Below are 26,423 nucleotides of genomic sequence, written 5' to 3' on the forward strand. Positions count from 1 at the left end.
CCTGACACCGCTCAGACGCGCGGTTTTCTCTCAGCTGTTCACGACATGGCACAGGTAACACATCATGAGTAACAGTAGTGAACCCGACACCGCCTTTGACGATTTTCTGACCCTATCCGCCCTGCTTACCGGTTTCAGTCAGTTTGAACTGACCGGCACCGGACTGGCTCACGATTATTTCACCTGGCTGCAGCACAACGCCGCCGCACCGTTCAAACAACTGCTGCACGACTTTGCGGCGCAACCGGATGATGACGCATTACGGCTCAACTGGCTGGAAGCCACGGTGCTGACATCGCTGACGCTCGGCCCGGTCGCCCGCAGCCTGCTGCGTTTATGGTACACCGGCCAGTGGGTGCCCATTTCTTCGAAGTCGGACGCCGCCGCCTGTTTTCTCAGCGACGCCGCCTGGCGCGAGGCGTTGATCTGGCAAGCCATCCACGCCCACCCGCAGGCGATCCGGCAGCAGGAATTCGGCGCCTGGGCCGAACCGCCCATTGCGGAGTGGAGAACGCGCGGATGAATCTCATCACCCCTCATCAGGCTGAGCAGACCGATTACGACGTGGTGATCGTCGGCGGCGGCATTGCCGGTTCGCTGATGGCAAAAACCCTGACCCGCGGGGGAAAACGCTGCCTGATACTGGAGGCCGGCGACGGTGATAACCTGCATTACGCCGGATACCGGCATACGCTGCAGCGTTATCGCCAGCATCCGGGCAAAAACCATCAGGTATCCGGCCCACGTAACGTCAACGCGCCGGCGCCGCACGATACCGCCCTCCAGCCCCTGATGCCCGACGGCTATGACGACCGCGGCTATCTGGTGCAACGTGGTCCGTTACCATTCAGTTCCACCTACTGCCGCCAGCTCGGCGGCACGTCGCTACAGTGGCTCGGCAGCGCCATGCGCATGCTGCCGGAAGATTTCGAATTGCAAAGCCGCTACGGTATCGGGCTGGACTGGCCGTTGCGCTACAACGATCTTGAACCCTGGTATCGGGCGGCGGAGTACGAACTGGGCGTCTCGGCCAATGTAGAGGAACAGGCGTATCTGGGAATCCGGTTTCCGCCGGATTATGTCTATCCGATGCAAGGTCTGCCCCCTGCCTGGGGCGATCGACAGCTGGCGCGCCGCCTCAACGGCATGACGGTTATGGAAGACGGACAGGCGACACCGTTGACCCTGCGCGGCACGCCGTCCGCGCGCAACGGCGTGCCGCACCCCGGTTACGAACACGGCCGCGGCTATCATCCTCGCGGCGCGGCAGGCAGCCCGCATCTCGGCCTGCGCTGCTCCGGCAATAGCTATTGCACGCCGCTCTGCCCGACGCAGGCTCGCTACAACGCGTTGAAAACGCTGGAAGACGCCGATCCGGCATTGCTGGACGTCGTCACCTGTAGCGTAGCGCACAAGTTGCTGATCGACCCATCGACCGATGCCATCACCGGCGTTCAGTTTCGCCATTATGTGCATCAGGAAACGGCATTGCATCACCTGCATACCGTCAGCGCCCGACGCTATGTGCTGGCCGGCAACGCCATTGCCAATGCGGTGCTGTTGCTGGCGTCCGATGCCTGTAAAGGTAACGATCTGGTTGGGCGTCATCTGATGGATCACCCGGTACTGCCGGTCTGGGGCCGGGCCGACGCGCCCTTGTGGCCGATGCGCGGCCCGCTCGCCACTTCGGGGATTGAAGCCATGCGGGGCGGCCCGGCCCGCGCGCATCGCGCGGCCTATCGCATCGAGCTGAGCAACGACGGCTGGCGCTGGCCGGTCAACGCCTTATACCACGATATCGAACACCTGCTGGCGGAGCCGTTGTGCGGCGCCCGCTTACGCAGCCAAATGCGCGAACGGCTGTCGCGGCAATTCAGCGCCCGCTGCCTGGTGGAACAGTTGCCGGAATACAATAACCGGGTGACCATTCATCCTGACTACCGCGACGCGCTGGGCAATCATCGTCCGGTCATCCACTATGACCTGTCGCTGTACACCCGCACCGGCGTCGCGCGCGCCGGCAACGCTATGCGCCAGATTTGCCGGCACGCCGGCATTCGCGATCACAGTCATTACTCGCCCGACGACCCCGGCTACTTTACCTGTCAGGGGCAGCCGCTGGCGTTTGTCGGCGCCGGGCATATCGCCGGCACGCACTGTATGGGCAGCTCGCCCCATCATTCGGTGGTTGATCGCCAGCAACGCAGTTGGATTCATAAGAATCTCTATCTGGTGGGAGCCGGCAACATGGTCAGCATGGGAACGGCGCCGCCCACCCTGACGCTGGCGGCGTTGACGCTATGGGCCGCGCGCACAATTCTTTCCGAACTGGACAGAATGTGTGCCAGCACACGTTAAACGCGAAAAAAGCGCTACAAAAGATGATGATATTCGGGTTTCATGCTACGAATAAATAGATAAGACTAACTACACACTTCGTCACTGCCGCCACTGACTAAGACGGAATAACATCATGAACTTAAACGAACACGCCACACACCAAGATTTGGATGCTATGTTCAGGGAAAAAGGCTACGTCAAATTAACCAGCCATAAGGATCTGGCGCACGAGTTAGACGATATCCGGGACTTATTGCAAAAAGCGATGGTGCTGGAACACGCGGTAATCCCCCCCTACCTTACAATGCTTTATACGATGAATGACGACATCGATCCGCGTGTCCCCGAGGTGATTCATTCCGTCGTGATTGAAGAAATGCTGCATTTTGTCATGGTCGGCAACCTGCTGAATGCGGTGGGCGGCACGCCAAATATCAGCGGCCACGATTTTTTGCCCGATTACCCGGCCACGCTGCCGTTCGGCATCGAAGATCTGGAAATTCAGCTACACCCGTTTTCTCAGCACGCCATACATCAGGCGATGCAAATCGAACACCCGAAATACGTGCGTCCGGACGTGGTAGCCAGCCATGTCTGCAGCGACATGTCGATCGGCGAATACTACGTCTATATCGAATCACGCCTGCGGGCGGCGGTGGAATCTTTCGGCGAAAAGGCCGTGTTCTGCGGCGACCCCACCCGCCAGATTGAGCCGGAGCAGTTCTGCCACGGTTCCTACGGCGCCGTCATTCCGGTGACCGATCTGGACAGCGCGGTCGCCAGCCTGCGTCAGATTTGCGATCAGGGCGAAGGCTCGCCGCACAATATCTGGCAGGGCGAAGACAATGACGTCCCGCACTATTATCGCTTCAACGAAATCTACTGCGAGCGGCTGTACGCCCACGGCGACACCATCGCCAGCGGCCCGACCGGCGAACCGTTGACGATCGAATGGGACAAGGCCGTCAGAACCCACAGCGCGGCCAAAGTCAGCGACTATCCGGAAGGCGAGTTGCACAAGGCGATTGTGCGCTTCAACCGTCGCTACTGCGAATTGCTGGAAAACCTACAGTTGGCGCTGTCCGGCCGCCCGTTAAAACTCACCCCGGCGGTGATGGCGATGGGCGCGCTGCGGGAGGATTTCCGGGCGATCGTCTCCCATCCGTTCCCCGGCGACAACGCCTACCGCGCGGCGCCGACGTTCGAGTATACCCCGCCGCCGCCGCCGCGTTTTCAGGCCAAGAGTCAGGCGGTCACGTTCTCCAACAACCAGGCTACGCTGGAGAAACTCGGTCAGGCCTATGCCGCGGGCGACCTGCCGATGGCGCTCACCTGCCTGAGCGAACAGTTGGTGTGGGACATGACCGGCCCGGTGGATGTGCCTTATACCGGCGTGTTCTACGGCCACGAAGGTTTCTCCCGTTTCTGGTCGCTGATGAGCCAGACGGTAGAATTCAGCAGCGAAGTGGTGGAAAAAGTCTTCTTCAGCGACAATCAGGCAATGGCTTACGGCAGCCAGCAGGGGATCACCAAATCCACCCGCGTGCCTTACAGTTACGACTGGGCGATACGCTATGAGTTCACCGACGACCACCGTATCCGGCTGATGCGCAACTACTTCAACCCGATGCGTATTCAGGCCGCGCTGGCCGCTACGCCGCCGAAACCGCGCTCGTTCATCAACAAGTAACGCGCACGATTTCTTCTCTTTCCCGCACCGCCAGCCCGGCGGTGCTTTTTTTTCGCTTCACAGACTTTTTTCGCCTCACAGACTGAAGAACGGCTCCACGATCTGCTGCACGTCGGGGATGGCGGTCGCCACATGCATACCGCCCACCTCATAACTTCCGCGATATTTCACCACCAGCCCGGCTTCCGTACAGATCACCACCCCGGCGGCGATATCCCAGATGCTGGTGTTTTTCTCCACGTAACCGTCAGTAAACCCCAACGCGGCAAACCCCAGTCCGACAGTAGCGCAGCGATAGCGCGCCACCGCCCAGCCTTCATCACGCAGGTAGCCGTCCAGCATCGCCACTTCCGCCGCCGCCCACTTATTACTTTCCCCCAGCGCCACCAGCCGAACCTCGCTGAACGGCACCTGACGGCGATACGGCATCCCGTTACGCCATACGCCGCAGCCTATCGCCGCCGACAGCGTCAGGTTCAACATCGGCAACGCAACGGTGCCGACCATCGCCAGCCCGTTTTCGACATACCCGATCGAAATGCCCCACAGCGGCAAACCGCGCAAAAAGTTGGTGGTGCCGTCTATCGGGTCGATGGCCCAGAAACTATCGCCGGCTTCGCCGCCCATTTCTTCGCCCAGAATAGCGTCCTGCGGAAACGCCTCCCGCAGACGGTCGCGGATCAACTGCTCGACCTGCCGGTCCGCATCCGACACAAAATCATTGGCGGATTTCTGTTCCACCACCACGCTGTCACGCCGGGCAAACAACTGCCTTGCCAGCAACGCCGCTTCCTCCATGACCGTGTTGGCGGTCTCAAAGCGCAACTGCAAATCAGACATTATATCCTCCGGTTATCAACCCACTTTGGCTCTCACCCCAGTTTGGTTCTCACCCCAGCTTGGTTCTCACCCCAGCTTGGTTATCAACCCAGCAAATCGGGAATATCAGACAGGATCGTCTGGGCGCCATTATCGAGGAAGCGCCGGGCCTGAGCGGCATCATTGACGACTGCCACCGCGTATTCGATATCGCTGTCCGCCAGGATGTGCTGGGCCTCGTCATCCAGCAGCTCCGACAGGCAGTGCAAAATCTGGCAATGGGTTTCCTGCAACAACGCCACCGGGCGCCTGGGCGGCACCACCACGGCAAACGCCCGCGGTACATCCGGCATCAGCCGCGCCGCCGCCTGAATGGAACGAACGGAAAAACTCGACAGAAACAGCCGCTCGCGGTTGGCGGGCCACATTGATTTCAGTACGCCCAGCGCCACCTCCGCCGTTTCCACGTCGTCGCCTGCGGTCGGTTTCAGTTCCAGCTGCAATCCCATATCCAGCTCCAGCACGCATGCAATCAGCTCCTGCAGCGTCGGGATGGTTACCCCGGCGAACGCGTCGCCGAATTGCGCGCGCGCCTCCAGCTGGCGAATGTCCGCCAGCGTCAGGCCGGCGACCAGACCGCGCCCATTGGTGGTGCGATCCACCCGATCATCATGGATGATCACCGGCTGGCGATCCCGCGTCAGTTTGACATCCACCTCCAGCCACTTTGCCCCCAGTTGCGCCGCCTTACGCATGGCAACCAGCGTATTCTCCGGCGCCAGCGCCGAGGCGCCGCGGTGGGCGATTAATGCATCATTCACCACGCGGTGGTGACGAAGGTGATCGGTTATCACATCAGACATAATGGTTTCCCTGGTGTTTCAATACATCGGTGTTGAGTAAGAAAATATGTTGAATTAAAAATGCGTTTGGCCTTGCCCGCGTCGGATACAACAAACGGTTTTTAAACGTCTGTTGTTCAAACGTCATCACGTCAAGCGTCATAACAAGGCCGCGCGATGTCATTTCAGCATCACGTTTTGAATAAACTGCTTTTTGATTTCGTCGCCCAATGGCTTGGCCGCCCAGGCGAAACTGCGCGACCGATCCAGCGAATCCGTCGCCTGAGCGCCGTCGTCCGCCGGCGTCAGCAGCGCCGTACCGAACTGCGAGTGAAAGCGCCGTTGCGTGTCCGGCTGCGTCAGCCAGTGGATGAACAGTAATGCCGCCGCCTTATGTTTGGCGTTGGCCGGGATCCCCACCACATTGCCGCCGCCCGGCATGCCAAAATCAGGAAGGTAGAATTTGATATCCGGCGACACTTCGCCTTTGTGTTGCAGCGACAGCACCAAATCCTCCCATGAAGCGGCGAGCTTAAATTCGCCGGCATTCAGTCGGGTGATGCTGTCGGCATTGGACGCGCTGATCACCATGCTGCCTTTGTAACGGTTGAACCAGCTCCAGGAGGGCGCAAGCCGCTGCAACACCGCCGGCGCGGCATTGCCGTCACGGTAGTTGACGTCGGTGACCAACGCCCGGGTAACGGATTCGATAAACGCCGGACCGGAGCCGCCATTCTCTACGTTAAAGGTGAATTCACCGGGGTTTTTCACCAAAAACTGTTCGAACTGCGGCAGCGAATGCGGCAGATCGGCCGTGTCGATGCGCGCAGAATTGTAGGCGATCACGGTCTGATTGCCCCAGAACGCCACCGCGTAGCCCTGGGTATCAACCCCTTCGATCTGGTAGCTTAGTTTGTCGCCGGCCGGCAATCGGGCTTTGAGCGGCCCCCAGAACAGTTTGGGTCCGTTAAGTAACCCGAACTGGCTGCCGCCCACCGAGATCACGTCGATATCGCCCTGCTCACGATGCTGCTCCGCCAGCAGTTTGTTGATGCTGGCCATCGCCTCGCCATCGGGAATGGTGACCCGAATGCCATACTGTTTCTCGAACGCCTTCACCTCTTCGCGCAATCGGTCCTGATAGTACCAGTTGAACCAGACAAGCTGACCTTCCTGACGCGCCTGCGCTTCCACCGCCTGCCAGGACAGGCTAGACAAATCCGGCGTCTGGGCCTGCACCCGCAGTAACGGCAGCAACAGTACCAGCAACGCCGCCAGTCGCCCTATTTTTGACAGACTGAGTCGAATGAACATGCAAGATTCCCCTGAATGATTAAGCGGCATCATCGTTATCCCTTATTGACGAACGCAGACGCCGGAACATGTCTGAGACAGCGCTCCATCAGCAGCATCAACAACACGTTAGGCACCACCAGAATCAGCGACACCACCGCCGCATTAGGCCGAATGAAGTTATAACCCAGGTACGAATACAGAATGGTCGGCACGGTGATAAAGTCGGGCGCGCCCACAATGTAGGAAACGGAAAACTCTTCGATGGACAGAATGAACACCATGATTATCGCCGCCAGCGCCCCGGATTGAAGCGCCGGCCAGTAGGCCACCCGGAAGATTTCCCGCCGGGATGCGCCCAGGTTGCGCGCCGCATCCACCAGATCCTGCCGGACCTGACTGAAAGAGACGCTCAGAATGCGGATGGCGTACGGCAGAAACAGCACCGTATGACCGAGGAAAATCCCCATGAACCGCGAGTACACCCCCAGGCGCATCAGCAATGAGGAGAAGAACACCGCCACCACGAACCCCGGCAACACGATCGGCAGCAGCGTCAGCGCCTGTGCCAGCCCTTTGCCGGGAAACGACAGGCGGCCAAAGGCATAAGCGGTCGGCATCGCCAGCAGCAGGCAGGTCAGCGTCACCATCGGCGCCAGCAGATAGCTGTGCAACAACGCATCGGGCAGCGAGGTGTTGTTCCATAATTCACGCCAGCGCTGCAGCGACAACACCGGCGGGAAGACATCCGGGTACGCCCACGGGTGAGACGGATCCACCAATGACCACAGCACCGCCATGGCAAACGGCAGAATCAACCACACGGTCCCCAACAGCAGGATCACCACCACCAGCAGGCGGTTGAGTCGGTCAATCACGGTCTGCTGCATCGGTTATTTCCCTATTCTGTGCACGGCCGCGCGGGCCGCGACCGCCAACAACCCGGCCCCCGCCAGCGACAACAACATCAGCATCACCGCCACCACCGCCGCCTGATTCCAGCCTTCAGCGCCCGACTGCTGAACCCGCAGCATCAGTTGCGACATGGAGTTGAGGTTGACCGGCCCCGCCACCGACTGAAAGGAAAAATCACCGGCGGCGCCGATAAAGATCAGCATCATCGCCGTTTGCAACGCCCGCAGCGTCAGCGGCAGCACGATGCGACGAAAACGAACCCAGGCGCCGGCGCCAAGATTGCGGGCGGCGTCCAGCACCGTGTCGCCGATAGCCTGAACCGAACCACTCAGCAACAGCAACGCAAACGGCATCTGTTTCCAGACCTGCAACAGAATCACGCCGATGCCGTTGGCGTCGTTTTGCATACGAATCGGCCGCTCCGTCAGCCCCAGTCGTAGCATGGCGACGTTGAGAAACCCCTGATAAGAGATGAAATTGACGAACAGAAACGCCGCGGTCAGCCCCGGCACCAGCAGCGGCGCTTTCAGCAACGCACGCAGGGTGACGGCCCCCGGAAACGGCTTGCGCAGCCAAATCGCCAGCGGGTAGGCCAGCGCCGCCGACAGCAGCGCGCTAACCAGCGCAATGCGCGCCGAGTAGAAAAAAGAGCGCCACAGCTGTTCGTCGGTCAGCATGGTTTGCCAGAAACGCAGCGATAACCCGCTGTCGCCGGCAAAATTAAAGAACCCCAGCGACTGGGAAAACGCCATCCCCAACACTGCGCCCATCGCCAGCACGATGATCCCCAGCCCCGGCAGCAGCATCAGGTAAGCCATCAGCGACGATCTCATGCCGCCACCGCTTCGCGCAAAAACTGCAACGCGCCGGGCGGCAGTGAAAAATAATAGGTTTCCCCTTCCAGCAGCGGCTGATAACCCAGCAGTTGAATCCGGTAATGAACGCTGTCGCTATCCTGATGACAACCTTCGATATCCGTCAGGTTGCCGAGAAAGGTCTGGCGTTTAACCCGCAGCGAGAAGATATTCTGCCCCAGCGCGGGCAACGACAGCAGGCAGGCGTTTTCCGGCCGCCAGCACAGATAGACCCGCTGCTGAGCCGGCGGCTCGTCCGACGCAACCACGAATTCACCCAGCGCGGTGTCGACCCGATACTGCCCGGCGTCCCCATCCCGCGCGGTAACCGTGCCCACCATGATGTTGGCGGTGCCGATAAAATCGGCCACAAAGCGGTTAACCGGCCGGTGATAAATCTCCTGCGGGGTTCCGGACTGAATTACGCTGCCGCCGTGCATCACGATCACCTTGTCGGACATCGCCAGCGCCTCCGCCTGGTCGTGGGTCACATAAACCGCGGTGAAACCGTGCTTACGCTGTAAGGTACGGATCTGCAACCGCAGTTGTTCACGCAGCCGAGCATCCAGATTGGACAGCGGTTCGTCGAACAGCATCACATCCGGGCGCACCGCCATTGAGCGCGCCAGCGCCACCCGCTGCTGCTGACCACCGGATAGCTGGGTGGGTAATTTATCCAGATGCCCGGCCATCGCTACGGTCAGCGCGGTTTCCACCACCCGATGACTCAACGCCTCACGTGGTACTTTGCGCTGCTGTAACCCAAAGGCGATGTTTTCCGATACCGTCAGGTGGGGAAACAGCGCATAAGACTGAAAGCACATCGCCGTATTGCGTTTTTCCGGCTCCAGGCCGTTCATTTCCCGGCCGCCGATGCGAATGCGCCCGCCGTCCAGCGGGACAAAACCGGCAATGGCGCGCAGCAGCGTGGTTTTGCCGCACCCGGATGGCCCCAGCAGAGTGACGAACTCCCCCTCGTTAACGTCAAACGACACCCCTCTAAGGACAGGAACGTCACCGTAAGCCACACTGGCGCGTTCCACTTCCAGTCTACTCATTACATGGTCTCCCGTGAGTCGCAAGGCATCATGTTCAGCAAGGTGAAAACGTCATTAATTCAACTTATAATGCAGTATGCATAATAATAATGACAGATATGTTGCAAGAATGTAATGGGAAAATCATGAATCAATCTATTGATATAAAAATAAATATCTAAATTTTCACTGTGACTATCTTTATTTCCGGGTTGCATATCATGCATGGCGCAATTATCATTCATAATGTTTAATAATTAACATGATATACACTAGCGACAATGCCCCGCAGGTGCTGGTTTAACTGCACGATTTGGCGATATAAAAAGGAACTGCACACCATGAACACTCGCGCTGGAACCTGCGTCTGATGCGGTCAATACTTCACCATAACGAAAGCATCACCGTGAACGAACGCATGGTGCTGGACATTGTTCGCCGCCATCGAAACATCATGCGCTCGGCGGTTTCTCCGCTGACCAACCTCACCCAACCGTCGGTGCACCGCATCATCGACAGCCTGCTGGAGCGCGGGCTGCTACGGCTGGGCGAATGCATCGTGCACGGACGCGGCAAACCCAGTCCGGCGCTGGAACTGGCGCCCGCCGCGCGCTACAGCATCGGCATTTCGGTAAATACGGATATGCTGGCGTTCTGCCTGTGCGATTTCAGTTGCCAGGTATTGCATGAAGAAACGCTGGATATCGCGCTGAATGACCGCACTCGGGCGATGTTTACGCTGAAAGACCGGGTGCGCAAGACGCTGCAACACTACGCTATTCCGGCGTCGACGGTCGTCGGCATCGGGTTTGCCATCGCCGGTTATCTGATGGAAGAAAAGCGGTTGTTCAATGCGCCGGAGCCGCTGCGCGACTGGTCACTGGTGGATCTCAAAAGCGAACTGGAAACGTTGTTCGACCTGGACGTCTGGACGGAGAACAACGCCACTACCGGCGCAATTGGCGAATCGGTGCTGGGCGCGGGGCTGTACTATCCCACCTTCGGCTACCTGTCGTTCAATTACGGCTTTGGCGCCGGCCTCATCCTCAATGGGCAGCCGTTTTCCGGTGCGTTCGGCAATGCCGGTGAGATCAGCCGCATTTATACCGAGCAGGAATTCACCTCCCGTCCGGCGCTGGGTGAACTGATCAAGCGGCTTAATGCGCGCGGTATCGATATCCAGCGGGTAAGCGCCCTGCGCCAGCAGTTCGACCCGCAATGGCCGGGCGTAGACGACTGGGTGGCGGAGGTCAGGCCATACCTGAACCGGGCGATTGACGCGCTGCGGGCGGTGATTGACCCGGCCGCCATCGTGTTCGGCGGTGAATTGCCGACGGCGCTGGGCAAGATGCTGCTCGACGTGCCGCCGATCCAGCAGCCGCCACGTTACGGTCTCGCCGCCCAATATCCCCAACTGTTGCTAAGCCAGATCCAGCACGACCCGTCGGTGATTGGCGCGGCGTTGATGCCGCTTAAAGCACGTTATTTCGCCTGACGCCCGTTTGGCGTAAGCCAACTGCAAACCAGAGATTATGAGTGACGGCGTCACGTTTAAACCGGCGTCGACGCGGCCGTCAGCAGCGTCACCAGGGTGGCGACCTCGGCGTCGCAGGGCTGCTTTTCTTCCTCTACCACCAGATATAACGGGGTGAAACGCCGACCGCCCTGTGGCAGCGACAACGGCTTCAGCTCGCCGGAAGCCAGCCAGGGTGCGATACGCGCCTCCGGCATCCAGCCATAACCGACGCCATGCATGACCGCTTCTATCGCGGCTTCCACCGTGGTGAACGTCCAGTTTTCCGCGCTGGCCGGCTTACGCAAACTGTCTTTTTGCTGTTGTCGGTCGATGATTTCAATCAGCGGATATGCCGCGAGATCCTGAAACGCCAACGGCGCGGCTAACCGGTGCAACGGATGATCGGCCCGTGCTACGGCCACAAACGCCATTTCCATCAGCAGCCTTCCCCGATTGATGCCGTCCCACGGCCGGGAAATCAGCCAGATATCCGCCTGACGATCCGCCAGTTGCGCCCGATTTTCACTACGCAGCACCTCCATCAGGTGCACCTGCGTATGCGGGTGGCGAGACTGAAAATCGCGCAGTGCGCCAAACAGCGTGGACTTGGGAAAAATGCTGTCCACCACCAGGTCGATTCTGGCTCGTCCGCCACGTCGCAGCACCTCCGCCCGCGACTCCAGCGCCTGAAAGGCATTGAGCAACGGGATAACCTGCGCCAGCAATTGCTGCCCCTGCGCCGTCAGCACCGTTCTGCGCCCGGATGGCGCCAGCAGCGACACCCCCAGCCGCTCCTGCATCAACGACAATTGATAGCTGACCGAAGATTGACTGCGGTTGAACGCTTGCGCCGCCGCGGCAAAGCCGCCCAGTTCCACCACCGCCTGCAGCAGCGTCCATTGTTCCAGTGTGGTTTTCGTCAACACCATGCTTCAGCCCGCCTTTGTATACCTAACGACTGTTTATGCACCGAACCTATCGTTCGGTTCATCACCTCAATTCATCTAATTATCGAATTAATTAGCGCTAAAAACAGCGTTATTAATCAACTTAATCCGCTTTTATACTCCAGATAAGTCAACAGAAGGAAAACAGTATGAGTAGCTTCGACAAACAGGATCTCAGCGGTTTTGTGGGAAAACATCTGGTCTATACCTACGACAACGGCTGGAATTACGAGATATACGTGAAAAATGACCACACGCTGGATTACCGTATCCACAGCGGCATCGTGGGCAATCGCTGGGTGAAAGACCAGCAAGTGTTTATCGCCCGCGTCGCCCGCGACGTCTGCAAGATCTCCTGGACGGAACCAACCGGCACCGACGTAAGCCTGATCATCAATCTGGGCGATCGGATTTTCCACGGCACCATTTTCTTCCCCCGCTGGGTGATCAACAACCCGGAAAAAACCGTCTGCTTCCAGAACGATCACATCCCGCTGATGGAGTCCTATCGTGCGGCAGGCCCGGCCTACCCGACTGAAGTGATTGACGAATTCGCCACCATTACCTTTGTGCGCGACTGCGGCGAAAACGATAACAGCGTCATCAATTGCCCGGCCAGCGACCTGCCGGATAATTTCCCGCAGAATCTGCGTTAAGTCCCCCCACGGCGGCCCGTCCGGTCCGCCGTTTTTTCTTTCCTGCCGTACCGTATTCCCCCTACGTAATACGTCTGCATCGGGCAAAACCAGACTTCACCTAATTGACCGGCAACGCCATAAATTGAAGTGGAACGCCATTTTGAAAAATGCAAAAATCATTCGTCCCGCGTGAATACCGCCTGTTTTCACGGTTTACAGAATAACCGTTCACTTTATTTATGGATGAAGAAATATGGATATTTTGCTTAGTCTGGTCAAAACCCCTGCGGTGATTATCGCCATCGTGGCGTTTCTCGGATTGCTGTTTCAGCGCGCCCCGCTTTCCCGCCTGATTACCGGTACGTTTCTGTCTTTTATCGGTTTCACCATGATCAAAATTGGCGGCAGCATTCTGATGAAAGTGCTGACCGCCTTCAGTTCGTTGTTTTCTCACGCCTTCGATATTGTCGGCGTGGTGCCCAGCAATGAAGCGATTATGGCGGCGACCATTGACAAGATTGGCGCGACCGCCGCGCTGATCCTGCTGTTCGCCATGGTGCTAAATATTCTGCTGGCCCGATTCACCCGGCTGAAATACATCTACCTGTCGCTGCATCTGGTGCTGTTCATGGCCTTTGCCTTCACCGCGGTACTGATTCAGCTTAATTACAGCAATACCACTATCATTGTGGTGTCCTCGCTGTTGATCGGCCTTTACATGGCCGCGTCGCCCTATATTCTCAGCCGGTTCAGCCGCGATATCATCGGTTCCAACGAATACGCCATTTCCCATGCCGCCATCTCGTCTTATGTGCTGGGGTCTTATATGGGGAAATGGTTCGGCAACAAAAACAGCAACACCGAGCACCTGACGCTCAGTCAGCGCTTCGACTTTCTCCGCGAGCCGAATGTCGCCACACTGCTGACCATGTTGGTGCTGTTGCTGCTTTCCTGCCTGTTCGCCACCCGGCCGCAAATCAGCGACGCTATGGTGATGGTGTACGGCGCTGGCGCGGCGGATAAAAACGTAGTGATTTTTATTCTGGAACAGTCCGCCACCTTCGCCTGCGGGCTGTATCTGGCCAAGGCCGGCGTAAACCTGTTCACGGCTGAAATCGTGCCGGCGTTCAAGGGCTTCGCCAATGTGTTCGCCCCCGGCGCCATTCCGGCGGTCGATGTGATGGTGCTGTTTACCAAAGCGCCCAACGCCACGCTGATCGGCTTTCTGATCAGCTTCTCGGTGGAGCTGGTGTGTATTCTGCTGTTCCCGCTGGTTGGACTGCCGATTATCGTGCCCGGCATCATGGCCAGCTTTATCACCGGCGGCGCCGCCGCCATTTTCGGCAACGCCACCGGCGGCGTGCGCGGCGCGATTATCGCCAGCAGTCTGAATGGCCTGCTGCTGTGCGTGCTGCCGGCGCTGACATTGCCGCTGTTTTCGCATCTCGGCGCGCAGGGCGTCACATTCGCCGACCCGGATTTCACGCTACCGGCGCTGATTCTGGATCATCTGCTGCGCTGGTTTAACTGACGTCTCGTTCAATCCACCCCAAACAATCCATCAAAACAATCCATCCCAAATAAATATCCTCCGGCATAGCCGGAGGTTTTTCATATGCGCCTATAAGGCTCTGTTACCAGCCGCGCCCTAACAGGCGCATCGCAATCTGACATTTGCATCCAAATCCGTTACTTACGGCCCGTAAACGGGCTACCTGGATACGGGATTGATAACTGTTCGCCCAGTTTATCCTGCTCTAAATAACTGTTCCTAATAGTAGATCACTTCCGGAACTTACACCAAATTGAAGGTACCCCTCAATATTGAAGTGTTTAAACGACAATCAAAGATCCAGCTTTTCCAGCAATATTCGTCTGTACACATTAGTCTGCCGTTTGATGAAGCCTGTCTTTTTATAAAGCTCATTTGCTGCTACACGTTCTGAACGGGACGTCAGATCAATATAACGTGCTCCGTAGGTACGTGAGTAAACAATAGCAGAATGAAGTAATTCAGAGGCGATCCCTCTTCGTCTGAACCGGGTACCGACAATCACGTCTTCAATAATACACTTCTTACCCGACAGCAGTGTTACGCAAACTAATGTCAACATACCCGCTGGTGCTGGTATTGCATCGTCATAAGCCACAAATATTTGTACCGGTTCAGAGTTAATAATTCCTTTAATAACATCGACTTCCAGATCTGATGCTGTTTCTGACAGCTCAGACAGTAAATTCGTCAAATCGGAAACCAGAGTCTCAGTTACTGATGAAAGACGTTCAACCCTGATGTTTTGCATTCCAGCACCGCTCCTGTGAGTTTGCTTATATGGCTGCCCATATTCAGGCAGTAGCGTATTTTTTCAGGAACTCAGTCCCGGTTGCGGGATCTGACCAATCGTCAGAGACTCCAAATCACCAGCCGGACTGAGCAATGCCAATTATAGCTTTCATTTCCCGTACTGAACGACGCATGATGCAGAAAACTATTCACAGAACAAAGGATAAAAACCATGCCCGCAGACTGACCGCCATGCTGATGCTGCACCGGGGCGACAGTGTCAGCCATGTTGCCAGAACACTCTGTTGCGCCCGCTCATCCGTGGGGCGATGGATTAACTGGTTTACGTTATATGGTGTGGAAGGCCTGAAATCCTTACCCGCAGGGCGTGGCCGCCGCTGGCCGTTTGAACATATCTGTGCACTGCTGCGTGAACTTGTAAAATATTCTCCGGGCGATTTTGGTTATCAGCGTTCACGCTGGAGCACGGAACTGCTGGCGATAAAAATCAGGGATATAACCGGATGTCCGTTACATTCCTCTACGGTTCGTCGCTAGCTGCCCGCTGCTGGTCTGGTATGGCGCAGAGCTGCCCCCACACTGCGTATCATATGTATGTGATCAGCACAGCTCTCGGCTTCCAGAATCTGCACATTTTTCCATTCACACAGTTTTCTTAAGATACTCCCTACTACCCGCCGTTTCTCACCGTAGAAGACCTGTCTTCGGTATTTCGGTGCGAAAACTATGTGATATTTACAGTTCCAGCGGGTGTGCGCTAAGCTCTTTTCGTCCCCCATTGGGACCCCCTTTTGATTTCTTGTTTGACCATTGCAGTTGCCAGACCGCAAGGTGTTTTAACAAATCAAAAGGGGTTTTTATATCCGCCCCAAAGCTGGAAGCTTTACGGAACCCCCAGCCTAGCTGGGGGTTTTCTATAGACAATAAAACGGCAGGCTCTGGTGGCCTGCCGTTTTTCTTGGTGATACCGAAACGCCGGCTTAGAACGTCGTCCAGTTATCCGATGACGAGCTGGCTGGACGGCCGGCGGGCAACGCGGCGGTACGGGCGCTGTTATCTGTCATCCGCGCGCTGCTATCCGTCATCCGCGGGCGTACCAGCGCCGGGGCGTGGCCGGATAGCGCCGGTTCATCCTGTGGCGACAGGCGGAAGACCGACACCAGCCGCGACAGATTCGCCGCCTCATCCTCCAGCGAATTCGACGCCGCGGACGATTCATGCACCATCGAAGCGTTCTGCTGAATAGTGGTGTCCATTTCCGATACCGCCGCGCCTATTTGCGCAATGCCACGGCTCTGTTCATCCGACGCCGAAGCGATTTCGCCCATGATGTCGTGGACCCGCTTAACGGATGCCATAATGTCATCCATCGCGCTCCCCGCATCCGACACCAGCACCGTCCCGGTATTGACCCGGGTCACCGATTCTGAAATCAGCCCTTCAATCTCTTTGGCCGCCTGAGAACTGCGCTGCGCCAGATTGCGTACTTCACCGGCCACCACCGCGAAACCGCGCCCCTGCTCCCCTGCGCGCGCCGCTTCCACCGCGGCGTTCAGCGCCAGGATATTGGTCTGGAACGCAATGCTGTTGATGACGGTGGTAATATCGGAAATCTTTTTCGAACTGCCGGAGATGTCATCCATAGTCTGAATCACCTTGTGGATGATCTCACCGCCCCGATTGGCGTTACCGGAAGCCTGCTCGGAAATCTGGCTGGCATGGCGGGCATTGTCGGCGTTGTTTTTCACCGTAGCGGTCAACTGTTCCATGCTGGCGGCGGTTTCCACAATCGCCGACGACTGCTGCTCGGTACGCGAAGACAAGTCGTTGTTGCCGGCGGCGATATCCGAAGAGGCTTTCGCCACGCTGTAGACGCTGTGCCGAATGTCGGCGATCAGCTGGCGCAGTTTTTCAGTCATCGACATCATCGCCAGCGTCAATTGCCCCAGTTCATCATGACGCTCCACCACCACGCTGGCCGACAGATCGCCGCCGGCGATCTTCTCCGCCAGTTTCAGGTTGGCGATCACCGGTCGGGTAATCTGGCGGGTGACCGACCAGGCAATGAACAGCCCCAACACTGCGGCGGCAATGCCGGAAATAATCGTCTGGAATACCGAGTTATTGATAATATCGTTGTTACGAGCGCCGATTTTTTTGAGAATCCCGTCGATGTCGTTAATCAGCTTATCCCCGGTCGCTCTGAGCGCGGAATCGGTCGTTCTCAGTTGATTAACCTTATCGTTATATTTCACGCCGCTCTGGTTATAGCGCTCAATTCGGCTACCGAGTTCGCTGACGCTATTTTTAGCCTCCGCAGGGAGCAATCCATTCAGGCCGTCGAAGGATTTTTTCGCCTGATCATAAACGCCCTGCATCGATTTAAACGCCGCTTCGCTGCCTTCTTTTTGCAACAGATGCACTTTATCCACCAACTGTGCGTAGAGCACGCTGGTCTGATGATATTGCCGTAACAGATTGATATCGCTAGAACTGACGTAGAACGCATCGCTCAGGGCTTCTTTCTGGTCAAGCGCGGCGATCTCTTTGGTGACATCGTTCATGCCGTCAACACTGCTTTTGACACGATCGATATTTTTGGCGTATTCCGTAAAGTCCTGCGCCACATTGCTGAAATCGCTCTGATACGTCGCATCCCAGCGCAGCGCGTTGGCTTTTTCATTTAGCTGACGAGCCTGTTCAAGGTATTTATTCAGGTTGTTGAGGTTGTCATTATTGAGCGTATACGTGAATTTAATCCGGGCAATTCGGGTAAGATCAATAAAGTTTCCCATTTCATTCATGATCGAACTTTTAATATATAAATCCTGAATCATGAAAAAACGAACCGAGCTGAAGGCCGACGCCAGAATAACCAGCAGCAGCACCAGGCCAAATCCGCCATACATCTTGTGAGAGATCTTTAGATTTCGCACATAATTCCCAAACACACTCATCCTTGCTTCTCCGACTGGGTGGAATGCGCCGTGATAAAGGCGACAGATATTTTTACTTATCGGAAGATAATGATGTTTTTTTAGCAAAATCTAGTGACGAGAATCACACTTAACGCAAAATAATGCTTTATTGCAATCAGAAGTGATTGGCTCTCATCATCAAACCGCGTTAATCAACACCCAAAAAGCCCCTGCCGGAAGGCAAGGGCTAAGCAGTCGGGCAAGGAAATAGGATTATTTGACCGCCGCCAGACTTTTGCCAATCGCCAGAACTGTACTGGCCTGACGCTGCTGGGCCGGCTCAAACATTTTGTTGTCCACCAGCGTTACCGGCTGGATTTCGATGATGCGACCTTTCACCACGGCAGAGCACAGCGAATGCACCACCTGGTCATTCAGAATGGTCAGCAGGCAACGGAACTTCGGCGTGCCGTCAGCGACCAGATCCTTTTTTTCCGGCCGGATACGCTGGCGCAGCATCTCTTTCTCGGAACTGGCGACCACGACATCCAGTTCGCTATCGCCAGCCGCCGTCTGCCCGTTGGTCAATGGCGGCATATAAACGGTTACCAGCGCCTTACGCTTGGTTGCGGTATCCACATACTCCGCCTGCACCGAATGCTCTTTCGCATCCACCTCCACCTTCTGCCGTTTCAAACCATCGACAACGGCCGGCAGTGCGTCGCCCAGCTGTTGAGAGGTATAACCGGCGATCAGGTCCGGATTGCCGTTGTCGGCAAAACCATAGAGCGGCATAGCCAGCAACAGACCGCACAGCCCTTTCGTTATAACGCCCTTACTCATGTTCTTCTCTCCTTTAATAAATGCGTCTGATTTTTTGATACAAACCATCCCCTGATAACACTATATATCGAATTGTTTTTTTATCAGTGTGATAGCGTCAATTTTTACCGCAATTCGGTTGCTCTGACGCAGTATCCGCAATTCAGCGCGACCATCGGTAGCCCGCCGCGCGGCATTTTCCCGGCGCTCATCCGTTCACCCTGTTCCGCTCTACATGCACATCAGCAACGAAGCCGAACCCAGAGCAGGTTATACACGCCTTTTGCCGCATCACTCGGTGATCAACAGCGAATCAATAAGTGACAACGTCACTTAAAAGACTGGCGCACTGTACCACGGCAACTATAGTTTTGTTGGGTGACCCGATACGACTCAGTCCTCTGCATGGCCGCCGGTTGCGCGGTGCAGTGAACCAACACGTTGAAAACCCATGACAATGGAAAAGAAGGGAACATCATGAAACTGAAAGCATTGATTCTGTCCAGCCTGTTCGTTAGCGCGATAGCCGGCGCGGCAAGCACCACGGTAACGCTAAAAGAGGCGCTGCCGACCGGAGACGGCAATACGCTTGGTGATATTACCATCACCGAAACAGAATACGGCCTGCTGTTCAGCCCCAGCCTGAAAGGATTGCCGCCGGGCATTCACGGCTTCCACGTGCATGCCAACGCCAGCTGCGCGCCGGGCGAGCAGAACGGCAACAAGGTGCCGGCACTGGCGGCCGGCGGCCATCTGGACCCACAAAAAACCGGCAAACATCTTGGCCCTTACAACGACAAAGGCCACCTTGGCGACCTGCCGGGGCTGGTGGTCAATGCCGACGGCACCGCCAGTTACGAGGTGCTGGCACCACGGCTGAAATCGCTATCGGAGGTGAAAAACCACGCGCTGATGATCCATACCGGCGGCGATAACTACTCGGATATGCCAAAAGAGCTGGGCGGCGGCGGCATGCGTATCGCCTGCGGCGTTATTCAATAACATGTTGTCAACCGACGCGGCCCAACCGGCGGCGTCGGCCATCTCTGCACGTTTTTCAGTCCCCCTTTGTTTGCGCGGCATTCCTGATAAAACACCGAAAACATTAGATTTTATTAATTATAATCTGTCGTTATTAATCATTTCTATCACCACTTATTACCTTATTGATGCCAAGGTTATTACCGATGTGATCCTGTACACGGAAATGAATTTCTTGCTTATACCGTTGATAGCAGGTGATCGAGATCACCCTATACCCTGAAAGCATCTCGTAGGATGAACTGTGCTTCCCATTAAATTAATTTAAATATAGGGAGTGGGAATATCATGTCATCTTTCCTGAGCCATATCGCAATCCCGGGTTTAAAAAGGAACCGCCCTGCACGTGGGGCCTATCGCTGCGATGCTTTACCCTCCTCGCTGTCAGCCCTCGGGTTACCATCAAAACCGGGGTTGCTGCTGGTATTTGTGCCACCTGAAGCCAATTTTTCAGAGGTCAACCGCGCCTGGCAACGTTTCTCTGCCCCCCATCGCACCGTTATCACCCTTTCCTCCACCGGCGCATTATGCAGCCAGCGCAATAATTCCACTTACTGCGACATGAACGGTCCGTATGGCAGCTGGCTGTGGATGCCCCAATCACTGATCGCTAAACATGAAGTGCATCTGGTGGATCTGCACATGCATGACAAACCCAGCGCCCGCGCCAGGATCGATGCCATCAGGCAAGAACTGGAACGCCTGGATGTCAGTTTGCCGCTCTCTTCGGATAACACGTTTGCGCTGATTTATTGCGATGGCCTGGCTGCGTCGGAAGGGTTTCTGATGCAAGCCTGGTATGCCTGCCGCCGTTTCCCCTGTCTGACCATTGGCGGCGCGGCAGGCGGGCGGCTCGATTTCAGCGGAACCTACATCGGTGCGGACAATACGGTGCTGCAAGGAAAAGCCGTGATTGTGTTCTGCCAGATGGCGCCCGGTAAGTCTTTTGCGCCGTTCAAGAGCCAGAACTTTGATCCGACAAAACAAAGCTGGCTGGTGGCGGAAGCCGACCCCGTCGCCCGCACGGTTAAGTCCGTCTTTGACGCCAACGGCCATGAGCAACCCATCATTGAGGCGATCGCCTCATGTTTGCGCTGCCCGCCGAACCAAATCAGCCAGCATCTGACAGGAAAAACCTTTGCGGTTAAAGTCAACGATGAATACTTCGTCCGATCCATCGCATCGATTAAAGAAGACCGCATTGCCTTTTTCTGCGATCTGGAGTTTGGCGACCGTCTGTATCTTATGCAGTCAACGGATTTTATCGCCACAACCGAGCGGGACTGGCAACAGTTCATATCGCAATATGGCAAACCGGATCTTGTTCTACTCAATGACTGTGTACTACGCCGTGCGGGCAACCCCAATTTGGAACAGGCCCAATTCTTTGATCAGGTCCCCGCGGCGGGTTTTTCCAGTTTTGGTGAAATTCTGGGTGTGCCGATCAACCAGACGCTATCTGCGCTGGCATTTTTCAGTCGTGATGTTAAGGCGATGACGCACTTCCCGGTCGAATACGCCGCGTATGCTGGCCACTACGCTCAGCGTTCCCTGCGGCGTTGGGAAGCCTTGCATGACATTCAGTCCGCGGTGGTCAAACAAGTGGTCGATTACGAGCAGGCGCTGGCGCCATTGCTAACGGCCATGCCGCAGCTTGAGCAGGCAACGTTACGACAAAGCGATACGCTGGATGTGGCCCAGACCAGTATTCGCGCGATTAGCGAATCCGCCGCAAAGACGCAGGAAGCGCAGATCCGGCTTGAAACCGGCCTCAACGATCTGGAGCGTATTTCAAAAGGCATCAGTCATATCACCAGCGGCATTAACGCCATTGCGGATAAAACCAATCTGCTGGCGCTGAATGCGGCGGTGGAGGCCGCGCGCGCCGGCGAGGCGGGCCGGGGATTCGCCGTGGTCGCCGACGAGGTACGCAAACTGGCCAGCTCATCCAAAGAGCAGGTGGATGCCACCACTCACAGCATCAACGAAGCCGTTGAAACCATCGCGCATATTCGCACCATTGCACAGCAGACGGTAACGACGACAACGCAGATGGCGGATAAAAGCATCTCGGCGGCGAATCAAATCGCCGATATGAGCGCGGAAACCGAGAAAGACCGGTCCAATATGACCGCTAACCTGGGTAATTTGAAGGATCTTGCCAAAGGTATGGATGCTATGCAGGATGCCGTCAACCAGTTGACCACCCTGCAAAAACTCGCCTCCTCCTAAATCGGCCCTCAACCGGCGGCGGCCGTTCTTCCCACCCGCCGCCTCCGGCGCTTCCCTGAAAAATCATGCAGTTTTTATGTGACAGACAGCGCTATTAAAGCGACAATGCTGACCACGCTTAAATCAGGTCACCACGTCATCGTAATTGGCCGACGTTTCACAACACGATATCCATGCAGACATTTTTATTTGACACGCTACCAACGCCCATCGGGGAATTATTATTGATTGCCGATGAAAATTATCACCTTAGGGCGGTGGAATGGCGTGAATATGAAGAAAAATTATCTCAATCTCTGAATAAGCGTTATCGCCACGATCCATTCGTGTTAAAAGCCTGTAATAATCCTGGTGGATTAACCGATGCTCTGCGCGCCTATTTCGCCGGCGACCTGCATATCATTGAAACGCTGCCGGTAGCCGCCGCCGGCACCGACTTTCAGCACCAGGTATGGCAGGCGCTTCGCACTATATCCTGTGGCAGTACAACCACTTATGGCGATTTGGCCGCCAGACTCGGCCAACCGGGCGCCGCGCGCGCCGTTGGTCTGGCCAATGGCGCCAACCCGATCAGCATCGTGGTCCCCTGCCATCGTGTTATCGGTGCGCAAGGCGCGCTCACCGGTTATGCCGGCGGCATTCATCGCAAACAATGGTTATTAACCCACGAAGGGTATTTGCCACAGCGGAATTTATTCAATACCGACCATTAACTTACCGTGGATGATGTAGCCGCAGGGTAAAAAATCCGAATGTGATGGTAAAAATATTAATAAGCTCACTATTTATTGGTCAGTTCCAGAGATAGCAGATCTTATCAGACTCAATAAAAGCTGTTAAAATTGACCGATATCAATTATCGCCTGAGTAAAGTCTATGATTCCTGAAAAGCGAATAATCCGACGCATTCAGTCTGGCGGTTGCGCAATCCATTGTCAGGACTGCAGCATCAGCCAGCTGTGTATTCCTTTCACGCTGAACGAGCATGAACTTGACCAGCTCGACAACATCATCGAAAGGAAGAAACCCATCCAGAAAGGGCAAGCGTTGTTCAAGGCCGGTGATGAACTGAAATCACTGTACGCCATCCGCTCAGGCACCATCAAAAGCTACACCATCACCGAACAGGGTGACGAGCAGATCACCGGTTTCCATCTGGCGGGCGATCTGGTCGGGTTCGACGCCATCGGCAACGCCCAGCACCCCAGCTTTGCTCAGGCGCTGGAAACCTCCATGGTGTGCGAGATTCCGTTTGAAACGCTGGATGACCTGTCCGGCAAAATGCCTAATCTGCGTCAGCAGATGATGCGGTTGATGAGCGGCGAAATCCGTGGCGATCAGGACATGATCCTGTTGTTGTCAAAGAAAAACGCCGAAGAGCGACTGGCGGCGTTCATCTACAACCTGTCCCGCCGTTTCGCCCAGCGCGGCTTCTCACCTCGCGAATTCCGCCTGACCATGACCCGCGGCGACATCGGCAACTACCTTGGCCTGACGGTGGAAACCATCAGTCGCCTGCTCGGCCGTTTCCAGAAAAGCGGCATGCTGGCGGTGAAAGGCAAATACATCACCATCGAAAATATCGAAACGCTGGCCGAACTGGCCGGCAACTCACGTAGCAAAGCGTAGCACCCCCATCCCCTGACCGGATCAATGATTGCTCTGAATTGTCGATCCGGTCTTCATCACCAGTTGTTCAAAGCGATTTCCTTGCGTTACTCTTAACGGGCAGGCTGCAGCGTGACAGCCAACAGGAGGAGCTATGGCGAAGTATCAGAACTTACTGGTAGCTATTGACCCCAATCAGGATGACCAGCCCGCGTTACGACGGGCCGTTTATCTGGTCCAGCGGCTTGGTGGCCGTATCAAGGCATTTTTGCCTATTTACGACTTTTCCTACGAAATGACCACCCTGCTCTCTCCGGATGAAAGAACCGAGATGAGACAAGGGGTTATCGCCCAACGAACCGAATGGATTGCGGAACAGTGTAAATACTATCTTGATGCGGGAATCGCTATTGATATCAAGGTAGTCTGGCATAACAAACCTTATGAAGCCATTATTCAGGAGGTCATTGCCGGCAAACACGACTTATTGCTCAAAATGGCTCATCAGCACGACCGGCTGGAAGCGGTGATTTTCACTCCGACCGACTGGCAGTTGTTGCGTAAATGCCCTTGCCCGGTGTGGATGGTGAAAGATCAGCCGTGGCCGGAAGATAGCCGTGCGCTGGTGGCGGTCAATCTGGCCAGCGAAGACCCGTATCACGATCCGCTCAATATCAAGCTGGTGTCGGAAGCGCTGGATCTGGCCCGGCAGGTCAATCAGACCGAGGTCCATCTGGTGGGCGCCTATCCGGTCACGCCCATCAATATCGCCATCGAATTGCCGGATTTCGACCCCGGCGTTTACAACGGCGCCATTCGTGGTCAGCACCTGCTGGCGATGAAATCACTGCGACAGAAATTCAACCTGGACGAGCGGGTTACCCATGTGGAAAAAGGGCTGCCGGAAGAAGTGATTCCCGACCTGGCAGAACATTTGCAAGCGGGCGTGGTGGTGCTGGGATCGCTGGGGCGGACCGGTTTGTCCGCTGCGTTTATCGGCAACACGGTGGAGCATGTGATTGATCACCTGAAGTGCGATCTGCTGGCTATCAAGCCGGACGATTTCGTCTCTCCGGTGACCTTGCAAGGGGAAGCCGACCACCCGGACGAAAACGCCTGACGGCTGCCGTTCGTCGCACACACCATTAAATGACAACGGGGGCCAGATGGCCCCCGTTGTGTTGCTGCAACCAACCGCCTGGCGGGATTACAGCGCTTTCAGAATCGCCTCGACGCTTTCTTTGGCATCGCCAAACAGCATCTGGGTGTTTTCCTTGAAGAACAGCGGGTTCTGTACACCGGCATAGCCGGTATTCATCGACCGTTTGAACACAATCACGTTTTGCGCTTTCCACACTTCCAGCACCGGCATACCGGCAATCGGGCTATGCGGATCTTCCTGCGCCGCCGGATTGACGGTGTCGTTGGCGCCGATCACCAGCACGGTGTCGGTATCAGCGAAATCATCATTGATTTCATCCATTTCCAACACAATGTCGTAAGGCACTTTGGCTTCCGCCAGCAGCACGTTCATATGCCCCGGCAAACGCCCGGCCACCGGGTGGATACCGAAACGCACGTTGACGCCGCGCGCCCGCAGTTTGGCGGTAATGTCATGCACCGGATACTGTGCCTGCGCCACCGCCATGCCGTACCCCGGTGTAATGATCACCGACGTGGAGTTTTTCAGCAGTTCCGCCACCTCTTCCGCCGTGGTTTCACGATGCTCGCCCACCGCCTCATCACTGCTGGTGGAAGAACCATCGGTACCGAAACCACCGGCAATCACGCTAATGAACGACCGGTTCATCGCCTTGCACATGATGTAAGACAGGATGGCGCCGGAAGACCCGACCAACGCGCCGGTAACGATCAGCAGATCGTTGCTCAACATGAAGCCAGCGGCCGCCGCGGCCCAACCGGAATAGGAGTTCAGCATGGAAACCACCACCGGCATATCCGCGCCGCCGATAGACGCCACCAGATGCCAGCCAAACGCCAGCGCAATCAGCGTCATCAGCAACAGCGCAAACACCTGCATTGCTACGCTGCCGGTTTTAACAAACACCAGCAACAGCAGGAATGACAATACCAGCGCCAGCAGATTCAGCTTATGACGGTTAGGCAACATCAGCGGTTTAGATGAGAACAAACCGCGTAGCTTGCCAAACGCGACGATCGAGCCGGTAAAGGTTACCGAACCGATGAAAATCCCCAGAAACACTTCGGTCAGATGGATATTTTCCATGATCGGGTCGGCAATATCGCCTTCGCCGATAAAGCTGTTAAAACCGACCAGCACCGCCGCCAGACCGACAAAACTGTGCAGAATCGCCACCAGCTCCGGCATCTCGGTCATTTCCACTTTGCGAGCCAGATGCACGCCGATAGCGCCGCCAATCACCATCGCCGCGATAATCCACCCCACGTTGCCGGCGTTCGGCCCAAGAATGGTCGCCAGCAGCGCAATGGTCATCCCGCTGATGCCGAAAATGTTCCCCTGACGGGACGTCTCGTGTTTGGATAAGCCAGCCAGGCTGAAAATAAACAAAATTGCAGCAACGATATACGCTGCCGTCACTAGTCCTCCAGACATCCGTTACCCC

23 protein-coding genes and 3 pseudogenes are annotated in these 26,423 nt (G+C 56.2%); 13 read left to right on the forward strand and 13 right to left on the reverse strand.

Annotated elements, in window-relative coordinates; all coding sequences use genetic code 11:
* The first annotated feature begins 64 nt into the window (after positions 1–64).
* The 3 genes from DDA898_RS11090 to DDA898_RS11100 all read left to right on the forward strand — a co-directional run bounded on the left by DDA898_RS11090 (position 65) and on the right by DDA898_RS11100 (position 4,030).
* Complete coding sequence (locus DDA898_RS11090; protein ID WP_038909793.1) at positions 65–523, forward strand: hypothetical protein; 459 nt, start codon at positions 65–67, stop codon at positions 521–523.
* Entirely contained in the window at positions 520–2,358 is a 1,839-nt protein-coding gene (locus tag DDA898_RS11095) for a GMC family oxidoreductase (protein ID WP_038909794.1), read from the forward strand. Before DDA898_RS11090 ends, DDA898_RS11095 begins: the two co-directional genes overlap by 4 nt.
* Positions 2,359–2,473: 115 nt before the next feature.
* A complete protein-coding gene (locus DDA898_RS11100; protein ID WP_038901235.1) occupies positions 2,474–4,030 on the forward strand; it encodes a ferritin-like domain-containing protein in 1,557 nt (518 codons plus the stop codon).
* A 75-nt stretch (positions 4,031–4,105) separates the two neighbouring features.
* Here DDA898_RS11100 and DDA898_RS11105 read toward each other — a convergent pair whose 3' ends face one another.
* The 6 genes from DDA898_RS11105 to DDA898_RS11130 all read right to left on the reverse strand — a co-directional run bounded on the left by DDA898_RS11105 (position 4,106) and on the right by DDA898_RS11130 (position 9,811).
* Complete coding sequence (locus tag DDA898_RS11105; RefSeq protein ID WP_013317964.1) at positions 4,106–4,870, reverse strand: inositol monophosphatase family protein; 765 nt, start codon at positions 4,868–4,870, stop codon at positions 4,106–4,108.
* Between the two features lie 83 nt (positions 4,871–4,953).
* The gene (locus tag DDA898_RS11110) at positions 4,954–5,712 is read right to left on the reverse strand and encodes a glycerophosphodiester phosphodiesterase family protein (protein ID WP_038909795.1); all 759 of its coding nucleotides are present in this window, start codon (positions 5,710–5,712) and stop codon (positions 4,954–4,956) included.
* A gap of 159 nt (positions 5,713–5,871) precedes the next feature.
* Positions 5,872–7,005 carry an extracellular solute-binding protein gene (locus DDA898_RS11115; RefSeq protein ID WP_201765860.1) on the reverse strand — a complete coding sequence of 378 codons (1,134 nt, stop codon included), beginning with the start codon at positions 7,003–7,005 and terminating at the stop codon, positions 5,872–5,874.
* Positions 7,006–7,040: 35 nt separating this feature from the next.
* Positions 7,041–7,874: an ABC transporter permease gene (locus DDA898_RS11120; RefSeq protein ID WP_038909796.1), complete on the reverse strand. Its 834-nt coding sequence runs from the start codon at positions 7,872–7,874 to the stop codon at positions 7,041–7,043.
* Positions 7,875–7,877: 3 nt separating this feature from the next.
* Positions 7,878–8,732 carry an ABC transporter permease gene (locus DDA898_RS11125; protein WP_013317968.1) on the reverse strand — a complete coding sequence of 285 codons (855 nt, stop codon included), beginning with the start codon at positions 8,730–8,732 and terminating at the stop codon, positions 7,878–7,880.
* Positions 8,729–9,811: an ABC transporter ATP-binding protein gene (locus DDA898_RS11130; RefSeq protein ID WP_038909797.1), complete on the reverse strand. Its 1,083-nt coding sequence runs from the start codon at positions 9,809–9,811 to the stop codon at positions 8,729–8,731. The genes DDA898_RS11125 and DDA898_RS11130 overlap by 4 nt, the downstream gene beginning before the upstream one ends.
* 349 nt (positions 9,812–10,160) lie before the next feature.
* On the opposite strand from DDA898_RS11130, the gene DDA898_RS11135 reads away from it, so the two are divergent.
* Positions 10,161–11,285 (forward strand): ROK family protein, encoded by a 1,125-nt coding sequence (locus DDA898_RS11135; protein WP_038909798.1) that lies wholly within the window; start codon positions 10,161–10,163, stop codon positions 11,283–11,285.
* Positions 11,286–11,341: 56 nt separating this feature from the next.
* Here the strand turns inward: DDA898_RS11135 and DDA898_RS11140 are convergent, their stop codons facing one another.
* Complete coding sequence (locus DDA898_RS11140; protein ID WP_013317971.1) at positions 11,342–12,235, reverse strand: LysR family transcriptional regulator; 894 nt, start codon at positions 12,233–12,235, stop codon at positions 11,342–11,344.
* 167 nt (positions 12,236–12,402) lie between these two features.
* Between DDA898_RS11140 and DDA898_RS11145 the strand changes: the two genes are divergently transcribed.
* Both DDA898_RS11145 and ulaA read left to right on the forward strand, forming a co-directional pair.
* Entirely contained in the window at positions 12,403–12,909 is a 507-nt protein-coding gene (locus DDA898_RS11145; RefSeq protein WP_013317972.1) for a phenolic acid decarboxylase, read from the forward strand.
* 235 nt (positions 12,910–13,144) lie between these two features.
* Positions 13,145–14,422 (forward strand): PTS ascorbate transporter subunit IIC, encoded by a 1,278-nt coding sequence (ulaA, locus tag DDA898_RS11150; RefSeq protein WP_038909799.1) that lies wholly within the window; start codon positions 13,145–13,147, stop codon positions 14,420–14,422.
* Positions 14,423–14,580: 158 nt separating this feature from the next.
* Here ulaA and DDA898_RS23195 read toward each other — a convergent pair.
* Positions 14,581–14,652, reverse strand: a pseudogene (locus DDA898_RS23195) (IS200/IS605 family transposase); the annotation flags it as partial.
* A gap of 83 nt (positions 14,653–14,735) precedes the next feature.
* Positions 14,736–15,194, reverse strand: a complete 459-nt coding sequence (locus DDA898_RS11155; RefSeq protein WP_038911222.1) for a GNAT family N-acetyltransferase — start codon at positions 15,192–15,194, stop codon at positions 14,736–14,738.
* 134 nt (positions 15,195–15,328) lie between these two features.
* On the opposite strand from DDA898_RS11155, the pseudogene DDA898_RS22265 reads away from it, so the two are divergent.
* A pseudogene (locus DDA898_RS22265) lies at positions 15,329–15,730 on the forward strand (helix-turn-helix domain-containing protein); the annotation flags it as partial.
* 41 nt (positions 15,731–15,771) lie between these two features.
* Here DDA898_RS22265 and tnpA read toward each other — a convergent pair.
* The 3 genes and pseudogenes from tnpA to DDA898_RS11165 form a co-directional block, all read right to left on the reverse strand.
* A pseudogene (tnpA, locus tag DDA898_RS22270) lies at positions 15,772–15,975 on the reverse strand (IS200/IS605 family transposase); the annotation flags it as partial.
* A 201-nt stretch (positions 15,976–16,176) separates the two neighbouring features.
* On the reverse strand, positions 16,177–18,153 hold the full coding sequence (locus DDA898_RS11160; protein ID WP_038909801.1) for a methyl-accepting chemotaxis protein: 1,977 nt from the start codon (positions 18,151–18,153) through the stop codon (positions 16,177–16,179).
* Positions 18,154–18,387: 234 nt separating this feature from the next.
* Positions 18,388–18,957, reverse strand: a complete 570-nt coding sequence (locus DDA898_RS11165) for a hypothetical protein (RefSeq protein WP_038901242.1) — start codon at positions 18,955–18,957, stop codon at positions 18,388–18,390.
* A gap of 456 nt (positions 18,958–19,413) precedes the next feature.
* Here DDA898_RS11165 and sodC point away from each other — a divergent pair, with 456 nt between their 5' ends.
* The 6 genes from sodC to uspE all read left to right on the forward strand — a co-directional run bounded on the left by sodC (position 19,414) and on the right by uspE (position 24,937).
* Positions 19,414–19,938 (forward strand): superoxide dismutase family protein, encoded by a 525-nt coding sequence (gene sodC / locus DDA898_RS11170; RefSeq protein ID WP_013317977.1) that lies wholly within the window; start codon positions 19,414–19,416, stop codon positions 19,936–19,938.
* 1 nt (position 19,939) lies between these two features.
* Positions 19,940–20,200, forward strand: a complete 261-nt coding sequence (locus DDA898_RS11175; RefSeq protein ID WP_038909802.1) for a hypothetical protein — start codon at positions 19,940–19,942, stop codon at positions 20,198–20,200.
* A gap of 65 nt (positions 20,201–20,265) precedes the next feature.
* Positions 20,266–22,209 (forward strand): methyl-accepting chemotaxis protein, encoded by a 1,944-nt coding sequence (locus DDA898_RS11180; protein WP_038909803.1) that lies wholly within the window; start codon positions 20,266–20,268, stop codon positions 22,207–22,209.
* A 173-nt stretch (positions 22,210–22,382) separates the two neighbouring features.
* Complete coding sequence (ogt, locus tag DDA898_RS11185) at positions 22,383–22,922, forward strand: methylated-DNA--[protein]-cysteine S-methyltransferase (protein ID WP_038909804.1); 540 nt, start codon at positions 22,383–22,385, stop codon at positions 22,920–22,922.
* Positions 22,923–23,085: 163 nt separating this feature from the next.
* On the forward strand, positions 23,086–23,838 hold the full coding sequence (fnr, locus tag DDA898_RS11190; protein ID WP_013317981.1) for a fumarate/nitrate reduction transcriptional regulator Fnr: 753 nt from the start codon (positions 23,086–23,088) through the stop codon (positions 23,836–23,838).
* 133 nt (positions 23,839–23,971) lie between these two features.
* Positions 23,972–24,937 carry a universal stress protein UspE gene (gene uspE, locus DDA898_RS11195; protein WP_013317982.1) on the forward strand — a complete coding sequence of 322 codons (966 nt, stop codon included), beginning with the start codon at positions 23,972–23,974 and terminating at the stop codon, positions 24,935–24,937.
* A gap of 87 nt (positions 24,938–25,024) precedes the next feature.
* On the opposite strand, the gene pntB is transcribed toward uspE, so the two are convergent.
* On the reverse strand, positions 25,025–26,413 hold the full coding sequence (pntB, locus tag DDA898_RS11200; protein ID WP_038909805.1) for a Re/Si-specific NAD(P)(+) transhydrogenase subunit beta: 1,389 nt from the start codon (positions 26,411–26,413) through the stop codon (positions 25,025–25,027).
* Positions 26,414–26,423: the final 10 nt, after the last annotated feature.

Source organism: Dickeya dadantii NCPPB 898 (assembly GCF_000406145.1).
Taxonomy (GTDB): Bacteria; Pseudomonadota; Gammaproteobacteria; order Enterobacterales; family Enterobacteriaceae; genus Dickeya; species Dickeya dadantii.